Raw genomic sequence first — 23,932 nt, 5'->3', positions numbered from 1 at the left:
TAAATTTCTATAATGAAAAATATTGGAAGCATAAGATTGTTATTAACAGGAAAATCACAAAAGGATAAAATATTCTTGACAATACTGTTATTGTATTTTTTGGTTTACATGCTACCTGTTCCCGAAGTAGCTGGATTATTTCCTTGCTCACTAATGGTGTTGTATGGATTTATGACCGACTCAATACTGAAGTTTAGATTAAGAAAATATCATTGGTGGGGTATACAGATATTTGTCTTCTTTGCAATTACATCGGTATGGGCGTTACGGCCAATATTATCTTACTGGTCATTAATGCAAATGTTTAAACTGTTTGTTTTAACTTTTGGAATATATAAGTATGCTACAAGTTTTGAAAAATTATATGATATTCTGAGAGTATTTGTTGCTGCTAATATTCTACTATTACTCTTTGTACTATATTATTTTGATTTGGGATCTTTAGGCGAAGATCGAATGAGTGATGCAGAGAATGGACTTAACGGAAACGGGATTGCTATTTCCTTCGCTTTTTGTTTGTATGGAATTTTTATGATTTTCAATTTTATAAAATTGAATTATGCCTCCAAAGTTTACTACTACATTCTGGCAATGGTCTTTCTTGTATTTATTCTATTGACCGGATCAAGAACAGGTGTAGTGATGTTGTTATTACCTATAATTCTAAATCAATTCTTAAAATCTAAATACAAATTAACAGCTATTATTTCTATTTCAATATTCTTAATTTTTGCATATTTCTTAGTAATGAAAATCCCGGTGTTCTACAATATTGTTGGGGTTAGAATTATGGATGGATTAAATATAGTTTCAGGAAATAGCACAGGAGCTGAAGATTCATCAAGGTTTTTGTTGTTTGTTTATGGACTTGATTGGTTTCAAGATAATCCGATTTTAGGAATTGGTATTAACAATTACAGGGTGTTGTCAAACGTTACTCCTCCATTTGTGGGGAAAAACTTCTATGCACATAGTAACATCATAGAACTATTAGTGGATGTAGGGATTGTTGGTTTTATTATTTATTACAGATATGTGTTTATCCTGTTAAGAGGAGCTTTTAAAGCTGCCAAAGATAATGTTGTTTCAAGAATTATTATCGCCTTAACGGTTACCCTGTTTGTGCATGACATTTTTTCGATGTCTTTTTATGAGTGGGAAATGCAGTTTTTAATCTGTATAACATTTGTGTTACTATCCCTGAATCAGAAAGAAGTAAAACCACAAATGCATTAAGAATTAATTGAATTGATAAAATTACGATGGCTTAGTATAAATCTAACTGTCAATTAAGATATTAAAATATAGTTTAAGTAATTAGATGGAAAAAATTGATGTAATTCGACCTGGTTCATTAAAGGCAACTATTGGTCCCGCCGGAACATTAAAGCGCATTATTAAAAATAGAGAGTATTTTCTATCAAGAAAATATGATATAAAAATTTATACAAATGACGATTTGTCGCCTGTAGCTCAGAATTCTACCGGAATAGGAGGTGTTCAAGCCAAGCCAAGTTACCTTGGTAAGGTCACTAAAAAATTAAAAGTTTCTCTTAGAAAAAATGCGAAGCATTCGGCCTTACTAAGTAAGTTTTATATCAAGAAGAGTCAATTAATGGTTAAGAGACTTGTGGATTATTACTTTCAGCAAAATAGTACGCCGGATAAAGTAGTATTTCATTCAACTTATGAATGCTATTTATTCTTAAAAAGAAATACCAACAAAAATGTAAAAACGGTTTGCTTTTATCATAGCGAAGGAATTCCCCTTAAAATGGAGGAAATCTATTACCCTAAATTAAAAAAATCTCAGCTGTTCAAATTTATACTCGATGTTGAGGATTATGTAGCCAAGAATGTCGATAAATGTATGTTTATTAGTGAAAATGGACGAGAGAATTTCCTGAAGTATTATCCATTTGTTAAAAAAGAAAAAACAGGTGTAATTTTAAATGGAATTGATGATTTTTGTGAAGATGAATTTTCTACAATTGAAGTAGAAAAGGATATCAACAACGGATTTAAATATAGATTTTGTTGTGCCGGAACAATTAACACAAGAAAGGGACATAGGATAATTATTGATGCTTTGCAGAGAATCGATAAGGATGTCTTATCTAAATTGCATTTTACTTTTTTAGGTGATGGACCTGAAAGAGTGGAATTGCAAAGTGAAATCGATAAATATAATTTATCAAAGCATATAGATTTTAAAGGTGCTGTTGACAACGCTGATGTATATAAATATCTGTGTAAATCAAATATTTATATTTTAATGAGTTATAACGAAGGTTTGCCAATATCTATAATTGAAGCTATGAGAGCTGGTTTACCAATTATTTCTACAAAAATTGCGGGAATCCCTGAATTGATCAATGATAATGGAGTACTACTTGACCCAGATGTGGATCAATTAGTAGAGGTGTTAAATAGTATTGATAAATATGATTGGAAATCTATGGGAGAACATTCCAGAACAAGATTTACTAATGAATTTACATTTAAGAGAATGAGTCGTGAGTATTGTGATATGTTAGACTCTCTTTAACGAAAAGTATTGATAGAAAATGGCAAAAAAGAGTTTAAGAACAAAGCTGTGGAATATCATTTCAAAGCTTTACCCATTGTTTCTGAATAAGTTTTATGGGATGAATATTGCAGAAAGTGCGATAATATCTCATAAAGCAAAACTTGATAAAAGTATTAATCCAAAAGGGATTCATATTGGTGAGTATACATGGGTGACATATAATGCCGTAATTTTATCGCATGATCACGTGAGAGGTGTAAAACTTGACACGTATATAGGAAATAGGTGTTTCATTGGTATTAATTCAATTATAATGCCTGGTATCACAATTGGTGATGATGTGATTGTAGCAAGTGGTGCGGTCGTAACCAAAGATGTTGAGAGCAATTGCATTGTTGCAGGGAATCCAGCCAAGGTGATTAAAACTGGAATTAAAATGTCTAAAAACGGGAAAATTATAATTTAAGATTATTATGAGCTCTGACGCTAACAGATACTTTGATAAAATCATAAGAGGTATTGCCAAGGAAGAACGGGACATGCTTTTATATGAAGATAAGGTTCTAAATGTTCCACTTTGGAGAATCTTCAGGTTTGCTTTTTTGAAAAGATACTTAAGCAATAACTATGGATTTGCAACTAATAGCTTATATACTAAAAAGGCTAATAAGAGTAAACTATTGATGTCTTTCTTAGAATCATTTATTTCTTTTTTAAAAATTATCTTTTTACAAAAGAAGTTTAAGATTTTAATTTTTGCATTCCCAAGGTTGCAAAAATCAAATGATGTATACTTTGATAAGTTTACGGATCCTATAATTCAGTTAATGCAAGAGAAAGAGAAGTATACTATATTTCAAAGACATTTATCAGGAAACCATCTGGAACCAAGAGTTAATAGTGATAAAGTTGTTAAAACCGATTTTATTGAAGTGTCATCAAAATTGTTCGGTCTTCTTTTTTTACCTATTACAATGCTATTTAATTACGTTGTTTTAAGGCGACTATATATAAAGGTTAAGGATAGGTTTGAACTAAGTTGGAAAGACTTCATAAGAATGGCAATAGGCTTAGGTGAATTCTATGTAAGTTATTGCATTTACTCTTTTCTTGTTAAGATTATGGGTATTAAGAGTATATTTTTGGTAGATAGAGAAATTTACTACCCGGCTATAGCTGCATGTAAAAGAAATAAAGTTAAAATCTATGAATTGCAACATGGTGTAACCCATAGTTGGACATTATTGTATTCCGGAAAATATGATGAAAATATTGATCCTGATTATTTTCTGACTTTTGGAGAAAACTGGATAGGAAAACAATTTGGACTCCCAATAGAAAAACTTAGCAATATTGGTTGGGCTTACTCAGAAAGTATGAGAATTAACTCTAATGAAAAGCTCGATGAAAAAACTATTCTTGTTGTTTCAGAACCTTGTTATAGTAAAGAAATTGTACTTGCTTTGATTGAAATGATTAATGTAGATTCTGAAATTAGATTTGAAATTCGATTACATCCTCAAGAGAAATATGATGAGGAAACAATTAACCTAATTTCGCAATATGAACGAATTAAAGTAGTCGATAATAGTGAAGAGTCAACATTGTCCTTAAGAAAATATACAAATATTGTAGGAGTAAATTCATCAGTACTTTATGAAGCTCTGAGTTTGAAGAAAAGCGTTGCTTGTATAAATTTTGGAGGATGTGTTTGTGAAATGAATGAGATTTATGATCCAAATCCTTTTTTCATTTTAAATAAAGTAGAGGATTTTAAAGATTTTTATATTTCAAGATCAGGTAAAAATATAGGAGAAACCTTCTATTCTAGTTTTGATGTTGAGAAATTTAACAAATTGCTATGCTAAAAAGAATATTTGATTTTATAGTAGCGCTTGTAGCGTTACTGTTTTTTGCTCCAATTCTTTTAATTATATCGTTTTTGGTATTCATTGATGTTGGAGGCCCATTCTTTAAACAAAAGAGAATTGGAAAAAATGAGAGAATATTTTCATTGTATAAGTTCAAATCAATGAAAGATATTAATAAAAAGAAAGGTTTAGTTAGTAATAAAGACAGGGTTACGAAACTTGGACGTTTCATTCGAAATGCGAGTCTTGATGAATTACCATGTTTAATAAATATACTAAAAGGGGAGATGAGTCTGGTTGGCCCCAGACCATTATTAATCGATTACCTTCCATATTATAAAGAAAGACATAGATCAAGACATAAAGTGAAACCAGGCTTAACTGGCCTGGCGCAAATTAATGGGAGAAATAATACAACCTGGGAAAAGCGATTGAACTTAGATGTTCAATATGTTGAAGAAAAAAGCTTTATTCTAGACATTAAAATCCTCTTTAATACTTTTATAAAAGTTGTTAAAAAAGAAGGTGTAGAAAGTCAGGTTGATCTTTCCATTGTGAGACTGGATCAAGATACAAATTATCAAAAAACTAAATAATATATGGCAACAGTATTAGTAACCTGTGCAGGATCAGGAGTTGGGCAATCAGTTTTAGATTCTCTAAATTTAACAGGAAGAGATTTAATTATTGGTTGTGATATGAACGAAAATGTGTTTGCATTCGATTATTGTCATAAGTTTCATATTACTCCAGGTATATATTCCGAAAACTATCTTGAGTTTATACTAAATATTAGTAAGCAAGAAGGGGTTGATATTATTATACCTGGACATGATCATGAATTGTTATTATTTGCTCAAAATATAAATCTGTTTAAAGAGAATAAAATTGAAGTACTTGTAGCTTCTAATTCTCCGGATATTATTGAGATAAGTAGAGACAAGTATAAGTGGTATGATTATTTTAAAGAATACGGCTGCTCTATTGTTCCAACTTACCTGGTTACAGATTTTAAAAAGAATCCGGACCCCTCCATTTTTCCAGCTATAGTTAAGCCATCTGGAGGATCAGCTTCTCAGGGGATTGAAATAATAAAAAAACCGGATGAACTATCAAGAGCAAAGGATGAAGATATCATTCAACCTTATTTATTTCCATTAGAGAACGATTCTAATTATAAGACGATATTAAATGCTGTCGAAGCAGGTCGTTTTGTTCAAATGTCTGAAATATCTGTGCAGATTGTATTCTCTAAAAATTCAGACATTGAGAGTGTTTTTATTTCAAAAAATACTTTGAAAAATGGAGTTCCCGTATTTGTAGACACAATTGATCCGGATGATTTTGAGTATATAGATGAAATAAACAAGTTTGCGGAAGTTCTAAAATCAAAGAAAGTAATTGGACCAGTTAATCTGCAAGGACGTATAACAAATCGCGGCTTTTTATTCTTTGAAATGAACATGAGATTCACCGGAATTACTGGTAATCGTGCAAAATTGGGATTCAATGAGGTAGATTATTTGGTTAAGGATTTTTTAGGTGATAAATCGAGACTGGAAAATAAAGCTTTTAACAAGGTAGGGATAAGACAAGTTGCTTGCCTAACAAAGTATAGAACCAATTCAGAACTACATTCTAAAAAGATTATTACAGTACTTGGTGGTAGTGGCTTTATTGGGAGCTACTTTGTTAATGAAATAATTAAAAGTGGAGAGTATAAAGAGATTAATTTAATATGCAGAGATAGTTCATTTGAGAAATATTTGCAAATGTACAATGGTAATAACTGTGTATCTATAATAAAAGAATCATCTCCGGAATTAGAAAGTAGATATTGTCAAAGTGATATTTTGGTAAATTTCTCTAGTGCAAGAGCTAATGAATCTGAAGAAAATATGTTTAAATCAATTTATTTTCAGTATAGCCAATCACAGAAAATTGCTAAAGCTGGCATTCCGTTTATCATTAATATTTCTTCACAATCGGTCTACGATCAAAAGTTAGATGCTGTAAAGAAAGAAAAAAATAGTCTTTCCATAAATAACCTTTATGCATTCCAGAAATTTATAGGAGAAGAATTTTTCAAAGATCTTCATAAAAATTATCCATACACCCGAGTTTTATCTTTAAGATTTACAAGAGTGGTTGGTGTTCCGCATACAGAACAAAAACCAGATGGCTTTTTTGCCAAGATTATTGAAAATATTTTAGGAGGTGAATCTGTCAATATTACTAATCCTATGAATAAGATAAACCTATTGGATATTAGAGATGCTGTTGATGCAATTCGTTATTTTATAAGCTATGATCATAAGGATTTGCTTGACCCTGTAATTAATGTTGGAGGGACGAACTTGTCAATGAAGGAGTATTGTGATTCTGTTTTAAATTCATTGAACCTAAATAATAAAAAGCATTTAATATATTTGGGTGATTCTCAGGAAGTAAAAGTTAGCTCTATGGTAAATACTGATCTTGCTGAGTCTTACAGTTGGAAAGCTAATTATACAGTAGAGGACACTATTAGAAACATGTATAGTGTTATAAACAAAGAAAAATTATCGGAGGTAAAGTAATGCAACCAAAAATATGGCTCTCCTCCCCACATATGGGAGGTAATGAAATGAAGTACGTTCAGGAAGCGTATGATACCAATTGGGTAGCTCCCTTAGGACCCAATGTAAATGGTTTTGAAGAAGACTTGCAAAAATACACTGGAGCTTTTCATGCTTCAGCTTTAAGTGCTGGAACTGCTGCAATCCACCTATCATTGGTTTTGTTAGGGGTAAAAGCAGGCGACGAGGTCATTGCTTCATCTTTTACTTTTTCGGCTACAGTGAATCCAATTACCTATGTAGGAGCAACTCCAATTTTAATCGATTCAGAGAAGGATACTTGGAACATGTGTCCAATTCAGTTGGAGAAAGCTATCCAAGATCGTATCGCCAAAGGTAAGAAACCAAAGGCAATTCTTTGCGTTTATCTTTATGGTATGCCTGGTAAAATAGAAGAATTGATGGCGGTTGCCAATAAATATGAAATTCCTTTGATAGAGGATGCAGCGGAAGCCTTAGGTAGCAAATACAAAGGGAAGTCAATGGGAACCTTTGGAAAATTTGGTATCCTTTCATTTAATGGTAATAAAATCATTACTACTTCGGGTGGTGGTGCTTTAATTTCTGATGATCAGGAACTGATTGAGAAGTCAAGATTCTTGGCTACACAGGCCAGGGACAATGCACCACACTACCAACACTCACATGTTGGTTACAATTACCGTATGAGTAACATTGTTGCAGGTATTGGACGTGGACAAATGGAAGTATTGGGTGAGCGTGTTGCTCAACGACGTGCAAACTTTGAGTTCTACAAGGAATTATTTGCTGATGTAAATGGGGTAACCTTGTTAGAAGAACCAAATGAGGATTATTATTCAAACTACTGGTTAACATCTATACTGGTTGATCCATCAAAAACGAATGGAATTACACGTGAAGAGATTCGTTTGGAATTGGAAAAAGAGAACATAGAGTGTCGTCCTCTTTGGAAACCAATGCACATGCAGCCTGTATTTGCTGATTGTCCATTCTACGGAGACGGTACTTCAGAAAAATTGTTTGAAGATGGTTTGTGTCTTCCGTCAGGTTCTAACATGACGGATGAAGAAAGAGATAGAATCAAAACTGCAATTTTGAACGTTTTTAATAAGAAATAATTAATCGGTGTACTACCCTGATAGCAAGTTAGCACTTGAAGGGCCGATTGAAAACAAAAGCTCAAAGAAATTTTCTTTGGGCTTTTTTTATTAGGAATGGTTTGATATTAAAAAATATTTCATTATTTTAAATTATTCTAAATAAAATATTGAAGCTTATGAAATTAAGAATATTACGTGACTTATTATTAGCAAGTATTTTTCTTTTTGGAATATCTTGTTCAGATTCGGATAGTACAGAAGAACCTCAACCTATGGAAACATCCGCAAAGTACAGTGTAACTGTTACTGGCAACTGGAATGAAACAAATCACCCCAACAATTTCCCGGAGAATGATCATTTTTCACCAGTGGCAGGAATGGTTCACAACAATGAAGTCAGTCTGTTTACTACGGGTAATTTGGCGAGTCCTGGAATTAAAAAAATGGCAGAAACTGGTGGGACCAACCCTTTGGATGATGAAATTGAAGCTTTCATAAACGGTGGAGATGCACTTTCTTTTATCAAAGATGCTGGTTTGCCAACGGGAACTTCAGAAATAGAGTTCGAAATTGATCTTACCAAGGATCATTCATTGGTATCTTTGGTAAGTATGATTGCACCAAGTCCCGATTGGTTTGTTGCAGTATCCAATGTGAATTTATATGAAAATGGCTTATTTCTTGACGAAATCACAGTAGAGGCTGGAACCTATGATGCGGGTACCGATAGTGGGGAGAATTTTACATCTGCCAACCTTCCTTCCGATCCGGTAGAGAATATTTTTGCCATTAAAGAAGCACCTCTGGGTAATGGAACTTCTGTTGAGATACATTTAATGTCTTTTCAATTCAAAAAAATAAGTAGCCAATAAGAAATAAAAATCCCGAAGAAAACTCTTCGGGATTTTATTTTTCTAAATATCGATTCTTAATGGAGGTGCTGCACTTGCCAATATTTTTTGGGATAACTGCTGGGTTTTTAGGTCATCCTGAATAGCCTGTTCCGATAATTCGCAAGAGTGAAGGATCTCTTCAATTACAATCAAGAATCAGGTCTGTTGGCAACAGATCCCTCTCCCGACCATTCGAGATTGGGATGACAACTAGTTCGAACTGCCTGCTGAAAGCTGTCTGTTTTCATCTGTGTTTATTTGTGTACATCTGTGGTCAAAGCTTATCTGCGAAAATCATATCCATCATTAAGATCTGCGTCTAGTTCTTCAAGTTCTTGGTGGCTGAGTGTAGTCGAAGCCCTAATTGTTCATTATTAATTACCAATTGATAGAGAGAGCCCTCGCTTCCTCGGGATGACTGCAATTTTCTCCTTTCCACCATTCCACTTTTCCAGACTCTTTTATTCTTCAATACATTACGACATTAGATTTCTTCCGTCGCATGTGAGCAATCATCATCAATAAATGTTTTTAGTTGCGACGATATTTACATGAACCAAATATACCTTGAGCTGCATTCGCTTTGCTCATTTACCCAAGGCTATAAAGATTACGCCCCTCTGGGGCTTTATTTGCCAATGACCTTACCAAACATTAGACTATTCCACCATTTTACTTTTTTACCTTTCTACTTTTCCAGACTCTTCAAGACTTTTCAACTTTTTTAGACTTTCCACAAAAAAAAGAGGCACAACCCAATGCACCTCTTGTTATTATTCATTGTTAATTATTAATTGAGAGTTCGCACCTCTTCATTCATAACTCATAATTTATCATTCATAATTAACAGCCTCCATTTCAATCTCCAGCACATTGGTTTCACCCAGTCTATGAATCAGGTCCAAACTGATACTTTTGTAGGTAATGGCTTCCACCTTTAGGGTATAGGTACCAGGCTCCAGTTTTTTGATTCGGAAACCTCCTTTTTTCCCTTTCACCTCATGATCCAAATCGATGGATTCAATGATCACGTGAGCTTGTGGAACGGGTAATTTGGTGCTCTTGTCCAAAATTGAACCTTTTACCGCCAGTTTACTGGAGTTGGGCTTCTCAATTTCCGAGGCTTCCACATAGGTATGATAGAAATCGGGTTCAGCTTCCTCAAACATCGATTCCATCACCTTGTCCAACCTTTCCTGAATGATGTGCAGACCATCAGCATGAGCATCACTTAGGTCTTGTTGGGCAATTTTCTGCTTGCCAATCAAAACCTTTGGCCTCGGAGCCATGGCTTCGTAGTTGGTAAACAAGCTTTTCAAATCTTCCAAATCCTGGGCGACAAGGCCTGTTTCACTGATGCTTTCACCCATTTTTACCAGGTATTGAATGCTGTATTCACTACGGCTAATCAATTTTTCATCCGAAAGGCGATTCAAATAAACATCACTCCCTTTAAAATTAGGCAATTCATCTGTGATCTCATTTTTAATACAATAGTTGTACACCAGCATATTGCATTTGGAGAGATGCTTGGCCAACTGAACTTTCACATTCTTTTTGCTTAGGGTAGAACCGGAATAATCCTGTGTAAGAATTTCCCAAGACAGTTCAAATTTGATGAAGCTCGCAAAGAGGGCATCAAAAATTTCCTTCAGAACAGGAATGGCATCAATTTTAGCCTGGTTTTCACTATAGAAGTCTTCCAATCTTCTTTTCATTTCTCGATAAGTAAAAAATACTCTTTTCATGATATTAGTAGTTTTAATGACAGGCACTGCATGGGCAGAAACATGTCAGGTAAATAATAATTGGTATGTACAAGTGGTATTTTAGACGCTTATAAATTCGTCCAGTAGTCTATCAATGGATAGGAGAGAGAGTTCGTTCTTTAAAGCAGCATAATATAGGCTTCTGTGTCTTTCCCACAACTTTTTGTGTAGAAAACAGCTTGCTCTGTATCGTTAACAGATGTTTTTGTGTCATCCCCGCACTTTTTTGTGTCATAAACCGAGCTCGCTGTGTCATCCCCGAAACTTTTTGTGTCGAAAACGTGTCGCTCTGTATCGCAAACAGATCTCTTTGTGTCGTCCCCGCACTTTTTTGTGTCATAAACCGAGCTCGCTGTGTCATCCCCGAAACTTTTTGTATCGAAAACGCGTCGCTCTGTATCGAAAACAGATCTCTTTGTGTGGTCCCCGCACTTTTTTGTGTCATAAACCGGGGCCGCTATGTCATCCCCGAAACTTTTTGTGTCGTAAACAAGTCGCTCTGTATCGTAAACCAACACGCTTTGTATCATTCCCCAAGCTTACTGTGTTATAAACGCAGATTTTCATCTCATTTTCGGCTGATTTTCTGGCATTGGGGCTAGCTTTTCAATTGCTTACAGTAAGTGTTAAAATTGGATACATTAAAATTTATTTGTTCATTTAGGGAGACTTTGTTTTAATCCGGTGACTTATTGTTTGTCCACAAATTATTTCATTTATAGCGCTTGTATGAACGAAATAATCAATAAGCCACCGGATACTTTTAGTTTCTTTCAATGGGTGATCTTATGAATCTGCCTGTTTCAAGTAATAAGTTTACGCTATACATCATACTTATTTATAATTTACAACAACTGCAAAGTACAATACAAGCGGAATATATGTTTGTGGGATATATTTAGGTTCATTTAAAGAACCTTATAAATGAAATATCGGTTTCCCGATTAATTTGTAGACAATATAAAGGTAAACAAAATAAATTTACAATAGCAAAAAAAAAATAGAGATTATTCAAATTAATTTTAAAATAACTTAAATCCTTGGGGAAAATTCAATGATACATAAGGCCTTCAAAAAGGGATGACAAAACAAAAGCCCGAAGAAACTCTTCGGGCTTTTATTTTTTGGTTTTCTGAAATTTACTAGAAGCAAAAATCCAAAACCTTAGCGGCATTTTCCTGGTCACCATTCTCTAAAAGATCCTGGGCCATTTTAATCAATTGGTTGTCTGCCACCCCATTTTTAATAGCTTCCGCTATCTCCTTTGGTAAATTTTCCATATTAAAACATTGTAATAGTAGTGTTATAACAAACAAAGCTACAAAAATAATTTATACTGTCAAGCTGTCAAATGTGTCAACTTATATTTTTAATGGTAAAATTATGCCATTTCATTATCGAAAACGTTTGATTCATCTAGAGACAATTGAAAAGTCGAAAAGTCGAACCGTTGAACAGTGAAACAGTTGAACAGTTGAACAGACAAAGAGTTTTGAAGAGCAAATAGCATTTGGCGGTCAGCAGTCAACTCCTTTCTCCTTTACACCATTCTACTTTCCCAGACTCTTTGACTCTTCACGACATTACGACTTTAGATTTCTTCCGTCGCATGTGAGCAATCATCATCAATAAAAGCTTGTAGTTGCGACAATATTTACACGAACCATATACCTTGGGCTACATTCGCTTTGCTCATTTACCCAAGGCTATAAAGATTACGCCTCTCCGGGGCTTTATTTACAATGATCATTCCTCAGTGAATAATGAACAATTAATAATTGAGAGAGTGCTTTCACCAGATCCTGAATGGCAGAGAGATGACTACAAATTTGGGATGACAACTAGTTCGAACTGCCTGCTGAAAGCTGCCTGTTTTCATCTGTGTTTATTTGTGTTCATCTGTGGACAAAGCTTATCTGCGAAAATCATATCTATCATCAACATCTGCGTCTAATCCTTTCTCCTTTCTTCTTTTTCCTTTGTCCTTTCTCCTTTGACCTTGTTTCTTGGGTTTTCTGTTTGGAGTTTAAATTGAGAGATCCCTCGACTAGCTCAGGATGACTGCACCTTTCTCCTTTCCACCTTTCTCCTTTTTCCTTTCTCCTTTTTCCTTTCACCTTTGACCTTTTCCAGACTTTCTTTTTCTACGCTTTTAATAATCCATAATTCCTTTTAATTTTGTGCGTTTAGGCAATATTAGTACTAAAGACTCAGAATTTATTATCACATCTGTGGTAAACCAAAAATAAATGTAAATTAGTATGAAAGGAATAATCCTGACAGGATTCAGCAAAACTCGATTGTATTTAAAAATAACAGGAGTTTTGAAACAACTGTTCCGCGTGTAATAAACCAATGATTATCCTTAAAAAAAATGAATAATAAAAACTTAAATAAAAACACAATGAAGTCAATTCTAGTTACCGGGGGTGCAGGTTTTATCGGATCTCATTTGGTTCGTTTGTTGGTAAACAAATACCCTGAATACAAAATCATCAATATGGATGTGTTGACCTATGCAGGAAACCTGGCCAACTTAAAAGACATCGAAGACAAGGAAAATTATTCTTTTGTGAAATGTGATATTTGTGACTTCGATGCTGTTCAGAAAGTGTTTGCGGAACATCAGATTACAAGTGTCATTCATCTGGCAGCAGAATCTCATGTGGACCGTTCCATAAAAGATCCATTCTCATTTGCTCAAACCAACGTGATGGGTACACTTTCATTATTACAAGCAGCCAAGCATGCCTGGGATGGTGATTTCGAAGGAAAGTTGTTCTACCATGTTTCAACTGACGAAGTATATGGTTCTTTAGGAGAGAAAGGGTTTTTCCTGGAAACAACACCTTACGATCCACATTCACCATATTCTGCTTCAAAAGCTTCTTCGGATCACTTTGTGAGAGCATTCCACGATACCTATGGTTTGCCAACGGTAATCTCAAATTGTTCAAATAATTACGGTTCATATCAGTTTCCTGAGAAATTAATTCCATTGTTCATCAACAACATTTGCAAGAACAAACCACTTCCAGTTTATGGAAAAGGTGAGAATGTACGTGACTGGTTGTACGTAGAGGATCATGCACGCGCAATTGACGTAATTTTCCATGAAGGAAAATTGGGTGATACCTATAATATTGGAGGATTTAATGAATGGAAGAATATCGATTTGATCAAAGTAATGATCAAAACAGTAGATCGTTTGTTAGGTCGTGAAGAAGGTGAATCTGAGAAGTTGATTACTTACGTTACCGATAGAGCAGGTCATGATTTACGTTATGCCATTGATTCTACAAAACTAAAAGAAGAATTAGGCTGGGAACCATCTCTTCAATTTGAAGAAGGAATTGAAAAAACAGTAAAATGGTATTTGGAAAACACGGAGTGGCTGGATAATGTAACCAGTGGCGAGTACCAAAAATATTATGAGGAGATGTATAAATAAATTGTAAACTCTGGAAAATAAAAAGTCGAATAGAATATTAGCGCTATTCGACTTTTTATTTTTTAGTCCCAAAAGCTTTAAGGATTGGAGTTTGTTTTGGGATCAGTTGGATTCATACTGTCTTTCTACTTTTCCAGACTCAACTATACTTTTATGGACTCTTCAAGACATTTTTAAACTCCTCTCGACTTTTCCAAACTCTTCCACACTTTTTGTTGTTTTATTATAAAATCTTAAAATTAATATGTTATATTTATGCTTTGATTAGGCTAAGCCCCCGTAAGTTCTTATTCTTAATCAACTCAATTATTACAACTTAAACCCCTTCAAATAAAATTTAACAATGAAGAAACATCGTATTCTTATCGTTGATGACATTCCCGAAAACATAAAGGTTTTACAGGCCATTCTTTCCGATTCTTCTTACGAAATTCAGTATGCACTGAATGGTAAAGATGCTTTAATGCTTTGTGTAGCGGATAGTTTTGATTTGATATTGCTGGATATCATGATGCCGGAAATGGATGGATATGAAGTTTGCAAGTATCTTAAATCAAAAGATAAAACCAAGGATATTCCGATTATTTACCTTACCGCTAAGGTGGATAGCGAGGACATTGTAAAAGGATTTGAAACCGGAGCACAGGATTACGTCACCAAGCCATTTAATCCTCAGGAGTTGATTGCTCGTGTAAATACACACCTTGAGTTGAAGCATAAGAATGAATCTTTAAAGTTCATGAATTTGCAATTGGAAGAGCGTGTTGCTGCCCGTACCATGGAGTTACAGGATGCGAATAATGAATTGAAAGAGGCAAACCTTCAGTTGTCAAAATTAGAAGATGCCAAGAATGATTTCCTTTCTTTAATGTCGACAGAATTGCGTGAACCCTTAAATGGTATCGTAGGATTTGCGGATATGTTGGAGTTTTCCATCAAGAACAAAACCAACTTGAAATATGTTCGTTTTATCAAGCAAGCCGTTGAAAAATTGATTGGTGTTTCAGATATTGCATTACTACTTTCTGCCTTACGATTCGAACGTTATGAAATGAAAGTGCAAGGATTACCTGTATATGAAATCGTAAAAAACAGTTCCGATAAACTGAGAGGACTGATTACCGAACGCAAGATCAAATTGAAAATTGATATTCCTAAAAACTACATCATTCGCGGCGATGAGCGCTTGTTACTGGTTTGCATGGAGAAAATTATAGAGAATGCGGTCACAAATACACCATCACGTTCCGAAGTGTATGTAGGAGCCGAATTGATGGGCCAAAAAATTAAAGTATTTGTAAAAGATGCGGGAACTCACTTTGCCGACGGAGAAGTGAATTACACCTTCCGTTTCTTCGATCTGGAGAAAAACGAACGAACCGAAGAGTTCAAAAGATTTTCACCAGGTTTGGTAGCTGTTAAATTGGTAATGGATCTTCACAAAGCCAAAGTAGATGTTGAAAACCTAAACGAGGGTGGGGTTTGTGTTTCATTCCTACTTCCGGAGTATTAAAGTTCTTAATAGTCAAATAGTCACAAAAGTCAAACAATCACACAGTTGAACGGTTGACTTTTGATAAATAATATTGGAGAAAAGCACAAATAGGTTTATTTATTATCTAATTGTGCTTTTCTTATTATTTTAGGTATTTCATCATATTATATATGCTTCCTGATAAAAGGCGTGATTTAAATTCTAATTCTCGACTTTGATCTGAAGACATATAATGTAAATCAGATGCCAAATAGCTCATACTTCGTACTTCACCGCAGGAAGCTTTTGCAATGTCTAAGAATCTATAAAACTCTTTATCAGAACTTCTCTCAAATCCTTCTGCTATATTATTCATTATGGATATTGCTGCACGTTGCATTTGATTTGTAAAACTCTTATCATTGATATTGTTACAATAGGCATAGACCAATCGAACTAAAGATCTGGCATCTTTCCAGATAAGTAAATCTTCAAACTGTTTAATTGTTGCCATAGCTTAATTTTTTAACATTTCGACTATTTGACTATTCGACTGTGTGAATGTTTAGACTGATCTACATTTAAATCTTCTTCAAAACCATCTTAGCCTTATCAGCCCTAACTACTGATTTTTTATAAGTTCTTAAGTCATCATATCGTTCTGCAGGTAAATTAAACTTTTTGTATTCCACTTTTCGGATATAAGTCACTTTGTTGCCATCTTGTTTCACTTCACTATAGTAGTTGCCGAAATCCGATTCAATCACCTTCTTTTCAGGAATACTTTCCATTTTATAACCATCCGGTAGGGTGAATTGTATGCTATCGGTATCGCAATATTCACGTTTGTAGTAGATGTCTGTTTCGCGATTTCTAACTTTTTTAGGTGCTTTACTGGTTCTATTGATCAAATTAAGAGGAATGAATAAGCGATCACCCGATTGAGAAGCATAGTTTCTGATGTCAAGCTCAAGCTTCAATACAGAACTTGGAATTCTAGTTAACTCTTTCGATACTTCATGATTCTTGATTTTAAAATCAGGAAGTTCCAAATCACTATAGATTCTTTTTTTCTGATCTTCAGGACCTAGATGAGAAAGTCCTGCAAGGTATGAATATTGCAAACCTCTGCACTCTTCTGTAATGTTTGCAGTTGCCGTGCCATCGGCATTAATAATGATTTCCCCACTTTTATTTTGGGTATTATCTTCCATTTTGTAAACTGGGGTTCGAACCAAATGGCCACCATTTTCGTTAATGGCAAGTACTGTTCTGTCATCAGTACTTGAACTTAAAAATCCACACGGACTAAATTTATTGGTACACTCCAGCCATACGGTATCCTTTTGTAAGGGTGCCATAAGAATTGCATGATTAGCAAAGGTCTTTACAAATGTGGTATCAATATCGCGAAATTTATTGCCTGAATTAATCAAAACGTAGTATGATTCAATATCAACTACTTTAAGAAGGCTCTTCATGTAATTTGATAAAGCTTTACAGTCGCCATAGGATTTATCCTGAACATCTTGTGCAGGGAATGGTTGCTGACTGCCGATACCAACCTGAATACTAACATAGCGGGTTTTGTTTTGTAAGTATTCATAAAGAGTTTTTACTTTCTCAAAATCGCTCTTGCAATCTTTTACCATTTCTTTTACTTCTGCAATGGTATTTTCATCCAGAACATCTCTTCCATGGTTTAGTTTGGAAAACCATTTTGCCAATTCATTCCATGAACTGGTATTTCCATCAATTTTATCATACTGAAATTTTGTAGGAGCGCAAATTAACAATGGGCCACGAATAGAATATGGAGAAGCATAGGGTTCGTACTTGTATGCTTTTAGCTTGCTTGCTTTCCAGCATAGTGATGTTTTACCTTTGATATTTGTTTCTTCGGGTTCAATGACTGCACCATATAGTTTGTATTTGAAACTATCAGGATCACTGCTTACAATAGTATAAGTACTTTCTTGAACCGAACATCTGTAACCATCATAAGGATACCAACCGGCAATGCCAGTGTATTCATTTAATGTCTGATTGTATGAGTAAACAATTGTATATGGATAATTTTTTTGAACGGCTTCATATTGTTTTACCCTGTTATCAGAAAACATCGATTCACCAGATGCACTATAGTCATTTATTTCTGAGGATTTTACCTTCTCGATTAACTTCCCCTCTGCATCATATATTGCAATTTGCAAACTGTTTAAAGGCATCGATTTGTCGTAGGATGCAACAACTTCAGCATATTCATCACCAGATTCATTCAGGATGGTTATGGCTCTGTTGTAGGAGTATTTTAAATTATAGATCGAATTGACTTCAACAATCGTCTCGTCAAATCTAATTACAGCATCAGCATTTTCTTTTAGTTCTTCTGGTATTTCGCTTACCGGGAAAACAGGCGTTTTTTTTGCGGATAGTTGATTTGTACATAGAAATGTCAACAGCAATAAATAAATGTATCGGACTTTCATAAGTATTGGTTAAGATTAAAAAATAGCATAAATAAACAATGAACAGCAAGCAAAGAGATTTGGTCAATTTTAGCAGAAGAAATAAGCAATTGCCAATCTACTCTTAATACTGATAATAGATATGATCAACATTCTATCAATTCTTCGCTCTGTCGTTCATCATTATAAATAATTCATCCATTATAGTTATTAATGGGAATTCTACATTCTTTTAAGAACCAACATTTCTGCATTCTTGGCTACAATTAAGTTGTAAAATTCTTTTAGACTAGGATATTCATTAAACAAGAATGTGCGCTTGTTAATTTTAAACCTACTAACCACCATAATTTTATTGCCATTCTGGCTTGCAGAATACATGAATTGACCTGATTTTTCAGGAAGGTGGATTTTTGCAGGAGCAGGCTTGCTCTCTAGTGTATATCCTTCAGGAATAGTTAGTTCAAGCATGAAAGTCCTGTCGATAGGATAAGTGAAATCAACAGGATATTTTCTTTCTTCTAGAGTGAAAGGATTCTCATCAATTTTATTCACGATAAATGGATTAAAATAGATAAGATCATTTACGCTTTCAAGCTCTTCAGTCATTTCGACTTCCATTTTTGAAACAACACTTTTTTCGACTTCTTTAAGGTTATTGATTTCAACACTTTCTACATCGATAAGCTTATAAGCTTCATCCATGATTTCAATCAGTTCTTCTTCACTTTTATCTTGAATGGCATCTCTAAACTGTAAAGCCGTAAATCCGTTTAGCGAAAAATCCAACTTGCCTGAAACCACACCATCTTCATCCAGATTTAGTTTTGCAATGGTTGCTGATTTTGAAATGCTGCTAGATTTGATATCTACAAAGAATGATCCTTGATTACTAATCAATCTTCCTTTATCATTGATACAGCGCTCAGGAAGAAGGTTGCACGGACAATTGGCATCTGTAGCATCAAGGTAAATTCTTTTTTCTCCAATTTTACAACTGGCAATTACATAGTTGAATCGTGATTGACTAGGAGAAAATAAACTTAATAAGCCATTACCTCTTGTACTTAGAATTACAGGGTCAGCTTTTACCCCTAATTTATTTAAAAGAACTACCAACATTAAATTGATATCGGCAACATTCCCTTTTTTCTCTTTAAAAGCAGCTCGTAAAGAGGATGTAGTATATTTTCCATAGTAGTCATCCCATTTCATATTGGATTTAATGTATTGGAATGCAGCCAAAATCTTTTCTTCATCCGAATCTGTTTTACTTACAATATCAGCAACAATATCTTTTAAAAATCCACCTGCCTTTAACTGTTGGCCAAAGCGTTCACTTTCCATTAATGATTTATTAATCTTATCCCAGTTTCCCGTTAAATCTTTGTAAACACCGTAACTGTTTTTTGTTCCAGCAATTTCAAATTCAACTGCAGACATATAGTTTTTACTGGATGTTGTAAAAGGTTCTTTTTTAAAAGCAGGAGCATCCTTGATTACAAACCGATATTTATCTATTCCAAAAGTATTACCACTTTTAAATGATCCACTTGAATGGTTGAGCTCGTTAACATCAAAACTTAAATATCCTTTTGCATTTTTTTTGTAATCGAAGTATTCAGGTACATTTACTCTTAGTTCACTCCAAATGGTTGGGATACTGTGTTGAAAATACCAAGGACCGATATTCCAAGGAATATCTGAAGTAATTGAATACATGAATTCAACGACTGAACCTGGTTTAACATTCTCACATGCCAATTTATACGTAAAAATATCATCAGAAGATTTTTCCAGAATCCTATCTTTTGCACTAACTTTTGTTTTTACAATTTTTCCGTTTTCCAGATTGTAAGTACACGCTTTAACTGTTCCCACATTAGATTGTGTTTTATCAAACGAAAATTCCAGGTCAGCATAATCCAAACCTTCATCTTTTAGTATTTTTATCCTGATGATCCTTGTGGAATTGTATTGGAATCCATCTATGGTTGCCATGTATTGAATTTCACTCACTCCATAATCACACAAGTATACAGCTACAGCTGTACTGTCTTTTTCATATGTCTGCATTTTTAATTCATCAATACTTACCTTACCGAATTTTATTGGAGCTTTAGCAGCAAAACTAAAATTACTTATTACAAGAATTGTTAATCCAAGAACGATAGTTCTAAGAATCGTAAAGTTTTTCATAGATAGATTGGTTTAGTTTACAAAGCTGATAATATAGTAAACTAAAATTTAAGAATGAATATATATTAAGCTAAGTTGTTTAGTCTGTAGTAAAAGCCCTCTTCAAATTGGAATAATATAAGTCTATACTCCTGGTTTTAATTCAAGTAATAAGAATGGAATTCGATAAATTAAAGTGAACATTAGTTATATGGAATTGTTTATATGCTAAATCAGCAATAACTAATTTCTCCTAAAAACAATAAAGGAACTGTTTTTGCGAGCCAATATAAGAGCTACTATTTACAATTACAGTGCGACCAAAAGTATTTTTTAAGGTTTTTTTCTTTTAGGAATTGAAGTACCTTTTTACCATAGGTAGTGAAGTAACAATGATCTTTTAGGAACTCAAGATTCTTATCACACCAATATTGTTTTGGTATTTTAGTTGACGTCACCGTTTCTAGTTCTTTTAGCAAAGAAAAGCTTCTGGATTCATAATCATCTAAGCTGAGGTGATACATATCAGCATCGCAAAGAATTCTTTCAAGTTCATTTGTCGGTTGAGGTGGGTAGTGCGTAGCTAAAATGCAGTTTATAACCTTCTTAATTTTGGAATCAGGATAATTGATTTGGCTTAAGAATTCTTTTGCGATTTTAGTTCCAGCTTTTTCATGACCAAAGTATGTAACCGCATGACCTGCATCATGAAACCATGCTGCAATAATTACAATTTCGGTGTCACTTGTTGAAAGAGCTGAATTCTTTGCTATCTCTTTGCATGCTTCTACAACTTCCTTGGTATGCTTTAAGTTGTGGTAGCATAGATTTTCGGGCAAGTCACAAAGTAAATCCGTAACAAACTCTTCAACTTTCGATATGTAGTTTTTACTATCGTACATTTATTGCTTAATTCCGCAGCTAAATAAGTTATGATTGGGCAAACAAAAAAATGTTTTCTATTAAAAGATGTTATTCTTTGTTAATCCATAAAAAAAATGTCGTTCGATAATTGAAACGACATTTCTTTAGTTTTGTTTTATAAATCTTGAACTATTTCGTTTAAGAACCTATTTATTGGATGCAATGCTTTGAAGACATTGTCAATCTCTTTTGCAAATAGTTCGGAATTAACGATTGAATCATCAATCATTTTGGAAACAGCATAGTGTTTGTAATTAAGCAATTCGATATGTTCAAAGTCTTTTGGAAATCCTCTTGGGGCTGTTTTTAGTTTTTCTCCATATAATTCAGGAAAATGTTTTTTAAATTCTGAATTCTCAACAATCTCTTTAAACTCTTCCGGATGATGAAAAATTTCTGTTCGGATTGCCTTTAGAATATTTGAGGCTGGCATATAGCATCCTCCACCCAGAAAACATTGTTCTGGCTCGATATGTATGTAATAGCCACCATAACGACTTTTTCTTCCATTTTTAGCGATAAACGCTCCAAAGTTCGTTTTATAAGGTCTTTTGTCTTCCGAAAAGCGAACATCTCTGAATATTCTGAACAGACAATCCTTTGCGTTTAAACCTGAAACGCTTGGATCAAAAGTTTTGATTTGCTCTATACTTAATTCAACGAAAAGTTGAAAATTTTTTTTTGCTGCCTCATACTTCTTTTTGTTGGCATGAAACCATTCTCTGTTGTTATTCTCCCTAAGTTCTAATAGAAAATCAAATACAGATTTGTTAAGCATTTTAATACGATTTAGAATGTAATTACTTTATTGTCTTCCTGTAAATATTGGGTTAATGGTTTTCCCATATATTTTACCTCAATACCAATTTCAGAGAGTTTATCCGAAACTTTATACATATCAGCACAAGCCTTGCATGCATATATGTTTATTCCTACTTCTTTCATTTTCTTGATGTAGTCTTGCAGATCTGTGTCTTCACTAAGAAGTTTTGATGATGGCCCCCAAATTATAAAATTAATTTCGTCCCACCATTCAAATTTTGCGGCATTATAGGCATACATAAATACCATTTTTTCGGCTACTTCTTTATCAGCACTTGTCCAAACTATTGCTAGTTTATTGTCTTGATTCATTTTGATGTTTGTGGATTGAGAAAGATTATTCTTTGCACTACAATTTACAAACGAATTTGTATTGAAAAAAACTGCTAAAACGAAAACTAATAAAATCTTATTCATGGATGATTAAATTTATTTAATAAATCAAAAAAAACAGTTCAAATAAAAAAAAGTGTTGTTTAAAAAACAAACGGGTTGATTAAATAGGAAAATAGGCATTATATGGATTAAATAAAAATACTTATCAAAAAAGTATAACTTATTTATGGTACTTTCCGTTATAAGGGTGAATAATAAGTAATTTTAAAGTAAAAATCGAATGTGGAAGCTAGTTCGGGTATTAATTTTTCTCATTTTACTAATCCCTGTGATTTCTTGGATTACATGGAAAGTTGAAAAAGAAATACCCATAAATTTACTTGTAATTGATAAAACAACTCCAGAAAAGAATTTTTCGGAGCACTTGTCTTTTTTCTGGCTTGCTAACCAAAATAAATGGGTTAAGCCTACCGGTGAAGAGTATGATTACGCGCAAGATTTTCTGGGCTTTCATCCTGATAAAAACGGCGAGTACGTAATAAAGGATCTAAAAGTATATGGCAAGGAAAATAGTGCAAAGCTGGCTGATTCTCTAGATGTAGTATTTTTTGCAGATACATACGGCATTTACAATTCAAATTGGAAAGATCATCCGGATTATGGTAAAGATACTATCTCTCTTTTTTATGGAGGGCTGCAAACTGAAGAATTTAACCTGCTACGTGAATTAAAAAGAAAGGGAAAAACCATAATCGCCGAATTTAACCTCTTTGCTTCACCCACTTCTCCGGTGATTCGAAAGCAAACAGAACAGCTTTTGGGTCTAAAATGGAGTGGTTGGGTTGGTAAGTATTATCAAACTTTAGATACTTTGATGGATCCTGAAATTCCAAAGTGGGTGCCTGATTTATATCGTAAAAACTATAATACGGAATACCAATTCAATAAAGGAGGAATTGTTTTGGTAAATAATAGGGAGCAAATTATCATTTTGGAACAGGACAAACATTTGAATGAACGGTTTCCAATTTTAAAATCTGAATTAAGTACTCAATTGGAGTACAATGTGCCTGAGAAGGTTTATTATCCCTATTGGTTCGATATTAATGCAACAGATGAGCGAAACCATGTACTGGCAAATTTTGAGATTGACGTGAATGAAAAGGGGAAGCAATTGTTAGATTCATTGAAAGTACCAAATAAATTTCCTGCGATTATAGAGCATGATGAGGATTACCGATTCCTTTATTTTTCTTGTGATTTTTCAGATAACAAGATGGGGATTTATTCCTCCTATTTTCGTGGAATTGAAAAAATCAGTGGTGCTTTTTATAGCCCAAATCAAGTTAAGGATAGAAAAATGTTCTTTTGGAAGTATTATCGACCATTTATGTCGACGGTAATGGATAGTATTAGTGCTAGACAGGAAAGAAAAAAGAAATATTTAGATTAAAATTCTTAAAGAATATAACTGTATAAATTGAATATGATTAAACTTTTATCTCTCTCATTAGTG

19 protein-coding genes are annotated in these 23,932 nt (G+C 33.8%); 11 read left to right on the top strand and 8 right to left on the bottom strand.

Annotation, left to right across the window (positions count from 1 at the left end; all coding sequences use genetic code 11):
* Positions 1–12 precede the first annotated feature (12 nt).
* The 8 genes from DF185_RS02520 (at position 13) to DF185_RS02485 (ending at position 8,973) form a co-directional block, all read left to right on the top strand.
* On the top strand, positions 13–1,236 hold the full coding sequence (locus DF185_RS02520; protein WP_110359143.1) for an O-antigen ligase family protein: 1,224 nt from the start codon (positions 13–15) through the stop codon (positions 1,234–1,236).
* A gap of 85 nt (positions 1,237–1,321) precedes the next feature.
* Positions 1,322–2,548 (top strand): glycosyltransferase family 4 protein, encoded by a 1,227-nt coding sequence (locus tag DF185_RS02515; protein WP_110359142.1) that lies wholly within the window; start codon positions 1,322–1,324, stop codon positions 2,546–2,548.
* A 19-nt stretch (positions 2,549–2,567) separates the two neighbouring features.
* Positions 2,568–2,996: an acyltransferase gene (locus tag DF185_RS24035; RefSeq protein ID WP_207784548.1), complete on the top strand. Its 429-nt coding sequence runs from the start codon at positions 2,568–2,570 to the stop codon at positions 2,994–2,996.
* Between the two features lie 7 nt (positions 2,997–3,003).
* Entirely contained in the window at positions 3,004–4,398 is a 1,395-nt protein-coding gene (locus DF185_RS02505) for a hypothetical protein (RefSeq protein ID WP_110359141.1), read from the top strand.
* Positions 4,392–4,997 carry a sugar transferase gene (locus DF185_RS02500; protein WP_110359140.1) on the top strand — a complete coding sequence of 202 codons (606 nt, stop codon included), beginning with the start codon at positions 4,392–4,394 and terminating at the stop codon, positions 4,995–4,997. The genes DF185_RS02505 and DF185_RS02500 overlap by 7 nt, the downstream gene beginning before the upstream one ends.
* 3 nt (positions 4,998–5,000) lie before the next feature.
* Entirely contained in the window at positions 5,001–6,980 is a 1,980-nt protein-coding gene (locus tag DF185_RS02495) for an NAD-dependent epimerase/dehydratase family protein (RefSeq protein ID WP_110359139.1), read from the top strand.
* Positions 6,980–8,119, top strand: a complete 1,140-nt coding sequence (locus tag DF185_RS02490) for a DegT/DnrJ/EryC1/StrS family aminotransferase (protein ID WP_110359138.1) — start codon at positions 6,980–6,982, stop codon at positions 8,117–8,119. The genes DF185_RS02495 and DF185_RS02490 overlap by 1 nt, the downstream gene beginning before the upstream one ends.
* Positions 8,120–8,277: 158 nt before the next feature.
* Positions 8,278–8,973 (top strand): spondin domain-containing protein, encoded by a 696-nt coding sequence (locus tag DF185_RS02485; RefSeq protein ID WP_110359137.1) that lies wholly within the window; start codon positions 8,278–8,280, stop codon positions 8,971–8,973.
* Positions 8,974–9,827: 854 nt separating this feature from the next.
* Here DF185_RS02485 and DF185_RS02480 read toward each other — a convergent pair.
* Both DF185_RS02480 and DF185_RS23530 read right to left on the bottom strand, forming a co-directional pair.
* Positions 9,828–10,742: a carboxypeptidase-like regulatory domain-containing protein gene (locus tag DF185_RS02480; protein WP_110359136.1), complete on the bottom strand. Its 915-nt coding sequence runs from the start codon at positions 10,740–10,742 to the stop codon at positions 9,828–9,830.
* A 1,163-nt stretch (positions 10,743–11,905) separates the two neighbouring features.
* The gene (locus DF185_RS23530; protein WP_165835918.1) at positions 11,906–12,043 is read right to left on the bottom strand and encodes a hypothetical protein; all 138 of its coding nucleotides are present in this window, start codon (positions 12,041–12,043) and stop codon (positions 11,906–11,908) included.
* Between the two features lie 1,124 nt (positions 12,044–13,167).
* Here DF185_RS23530 and rfbB point away from each other — a divergent pair.
* Positions 13,168–14,214: a dTDP-glucose 4,6-dehydratase gene (gene rfbB, locus DF185_RS02465; protein WP_110359425.1), complete on the top strand. Its 1,047-nt coding sequence runs from the start codon at positions 13,168–13,170 to the stop codon at positions 14,212–14,214.
* Between the two features lie 343 nt (positions 14,215–14,557).
* Entirely contained in the window at positions 14,558–15,727 is a 1,170-nt protein-coding gene (locus DF185_RS24105) for a hybrid sensor histidine kinase/response regulator (protein ID WP_110359133.1), read from the top strand.
* A 124-nt stretch (positions 15,728–15,851) separates the two neighbouring features.
* Here the strand turns inward: DF185_RS24105 and DF185_RS02455 are convergent, their stop codons facing one another.
* The 6 genes from DF185_RS02455 to DF185_RS02430 form a co-directional block, all read right to left on the bottom strand.
* The gene (locus DF185_RS02455; RefSeq protein ID WP_207784547.1) at positions 15,852–16,202 is read right to left on the bottom strand and encodes a four helix bundle protein; all 351 of its coding nucleotides are present in this window, start codon (positions 16,200–16,202) and stop codon (positions 15,852–15,854) included.
* A gap of 67 nt (positions 16,203–16,269) precedes the next feature.
* Positions 16,270–18,177, bottom strand: a complete 1,908-nt coding sequence (locus DF185_RS02450) for a DUF3858 domain-containing protein (RefSeq protein ID WP_110359132.1) — start codon at positions 18,175–18,177, stop codon at positions 16,270–16,272.
* A gap of 201 nt (positions 18,178–18,378) precedes the next feature.
* On the bottom strand, positions 18,379–20,355 hold the full coding sequence (locus DF185_RS02445; RefSeq protein WP_110359131.1) for a DUF3858 domain-containing protein: 1,977 nt from the start codon (positions 20,353–20,355) through the stop codon (positions 18,379–18,381).
* A gap of 278 nt (positions 20,356–20,633) precedes the next feature.
* Entirely contained in the window at positions 20,634–21,236 is a 603-nt protein-coding gene (locus DF185_RS02440) for an HD domain-containing protein (RefSeq protein WP_110359130.1), read from the bottom strand.
* A gap of 137 nt (positions 21,237–21,373) precedes the next feature.
* Positions 21,374–22,036, bottom strand: a complete 663-nt coding sequence (locus tag DF185_RS02435; protein ID WP_110359129.1) for a DUF2461 domain-containing protein — start codon at positions 22,034–22,036, stop codon at positions 21,374–21,376.
* 11 nt (positions 22,037–22,047) lie between these two features.
* Positions 22,048–22,497 (bottom strand): DsrE family protein, encoded by a 450-nt coding sequence (locus DF185_RS02430; protein WP_243421746.1) that lies wholly within the window; start codon positions 22,495–22,497, stop codon positions 22,048–22,050.
* 199 nt (positions 22,498–22,696) lie between these two features.
* Here DF185_RS02430 and DF185_RS02425 point away from each other — a divergent pair, with 199 nt between their 5' ends.
* Positions 22,697–23,869, top strand: a complete 1,173-nt coding sequence (locus DF185_RS02425) for a hypothetical protein (RefSeq protein ID WP_110359128.1) — start codon at positions 22,697–22,699, stop codon at positions 23,867–23,869.
* Positions 23,870–23,932 lie beyond the last annotated feature (63 nt).

This window comes from Marinifilum breve (assembly GCF_003202155.1).
In the GTDB taxonomy this organism is placed as follows: Bacteria; Bacteroidota; Bacteroidia; order Bacteroidales; family Marinifilaceae; genus Marinifilum; species Marinifilum breve.
Note: the sequence above shows the minus strand (reverse complement) of the source record. Positions and strands in the feature narration are given on the sequence as shown.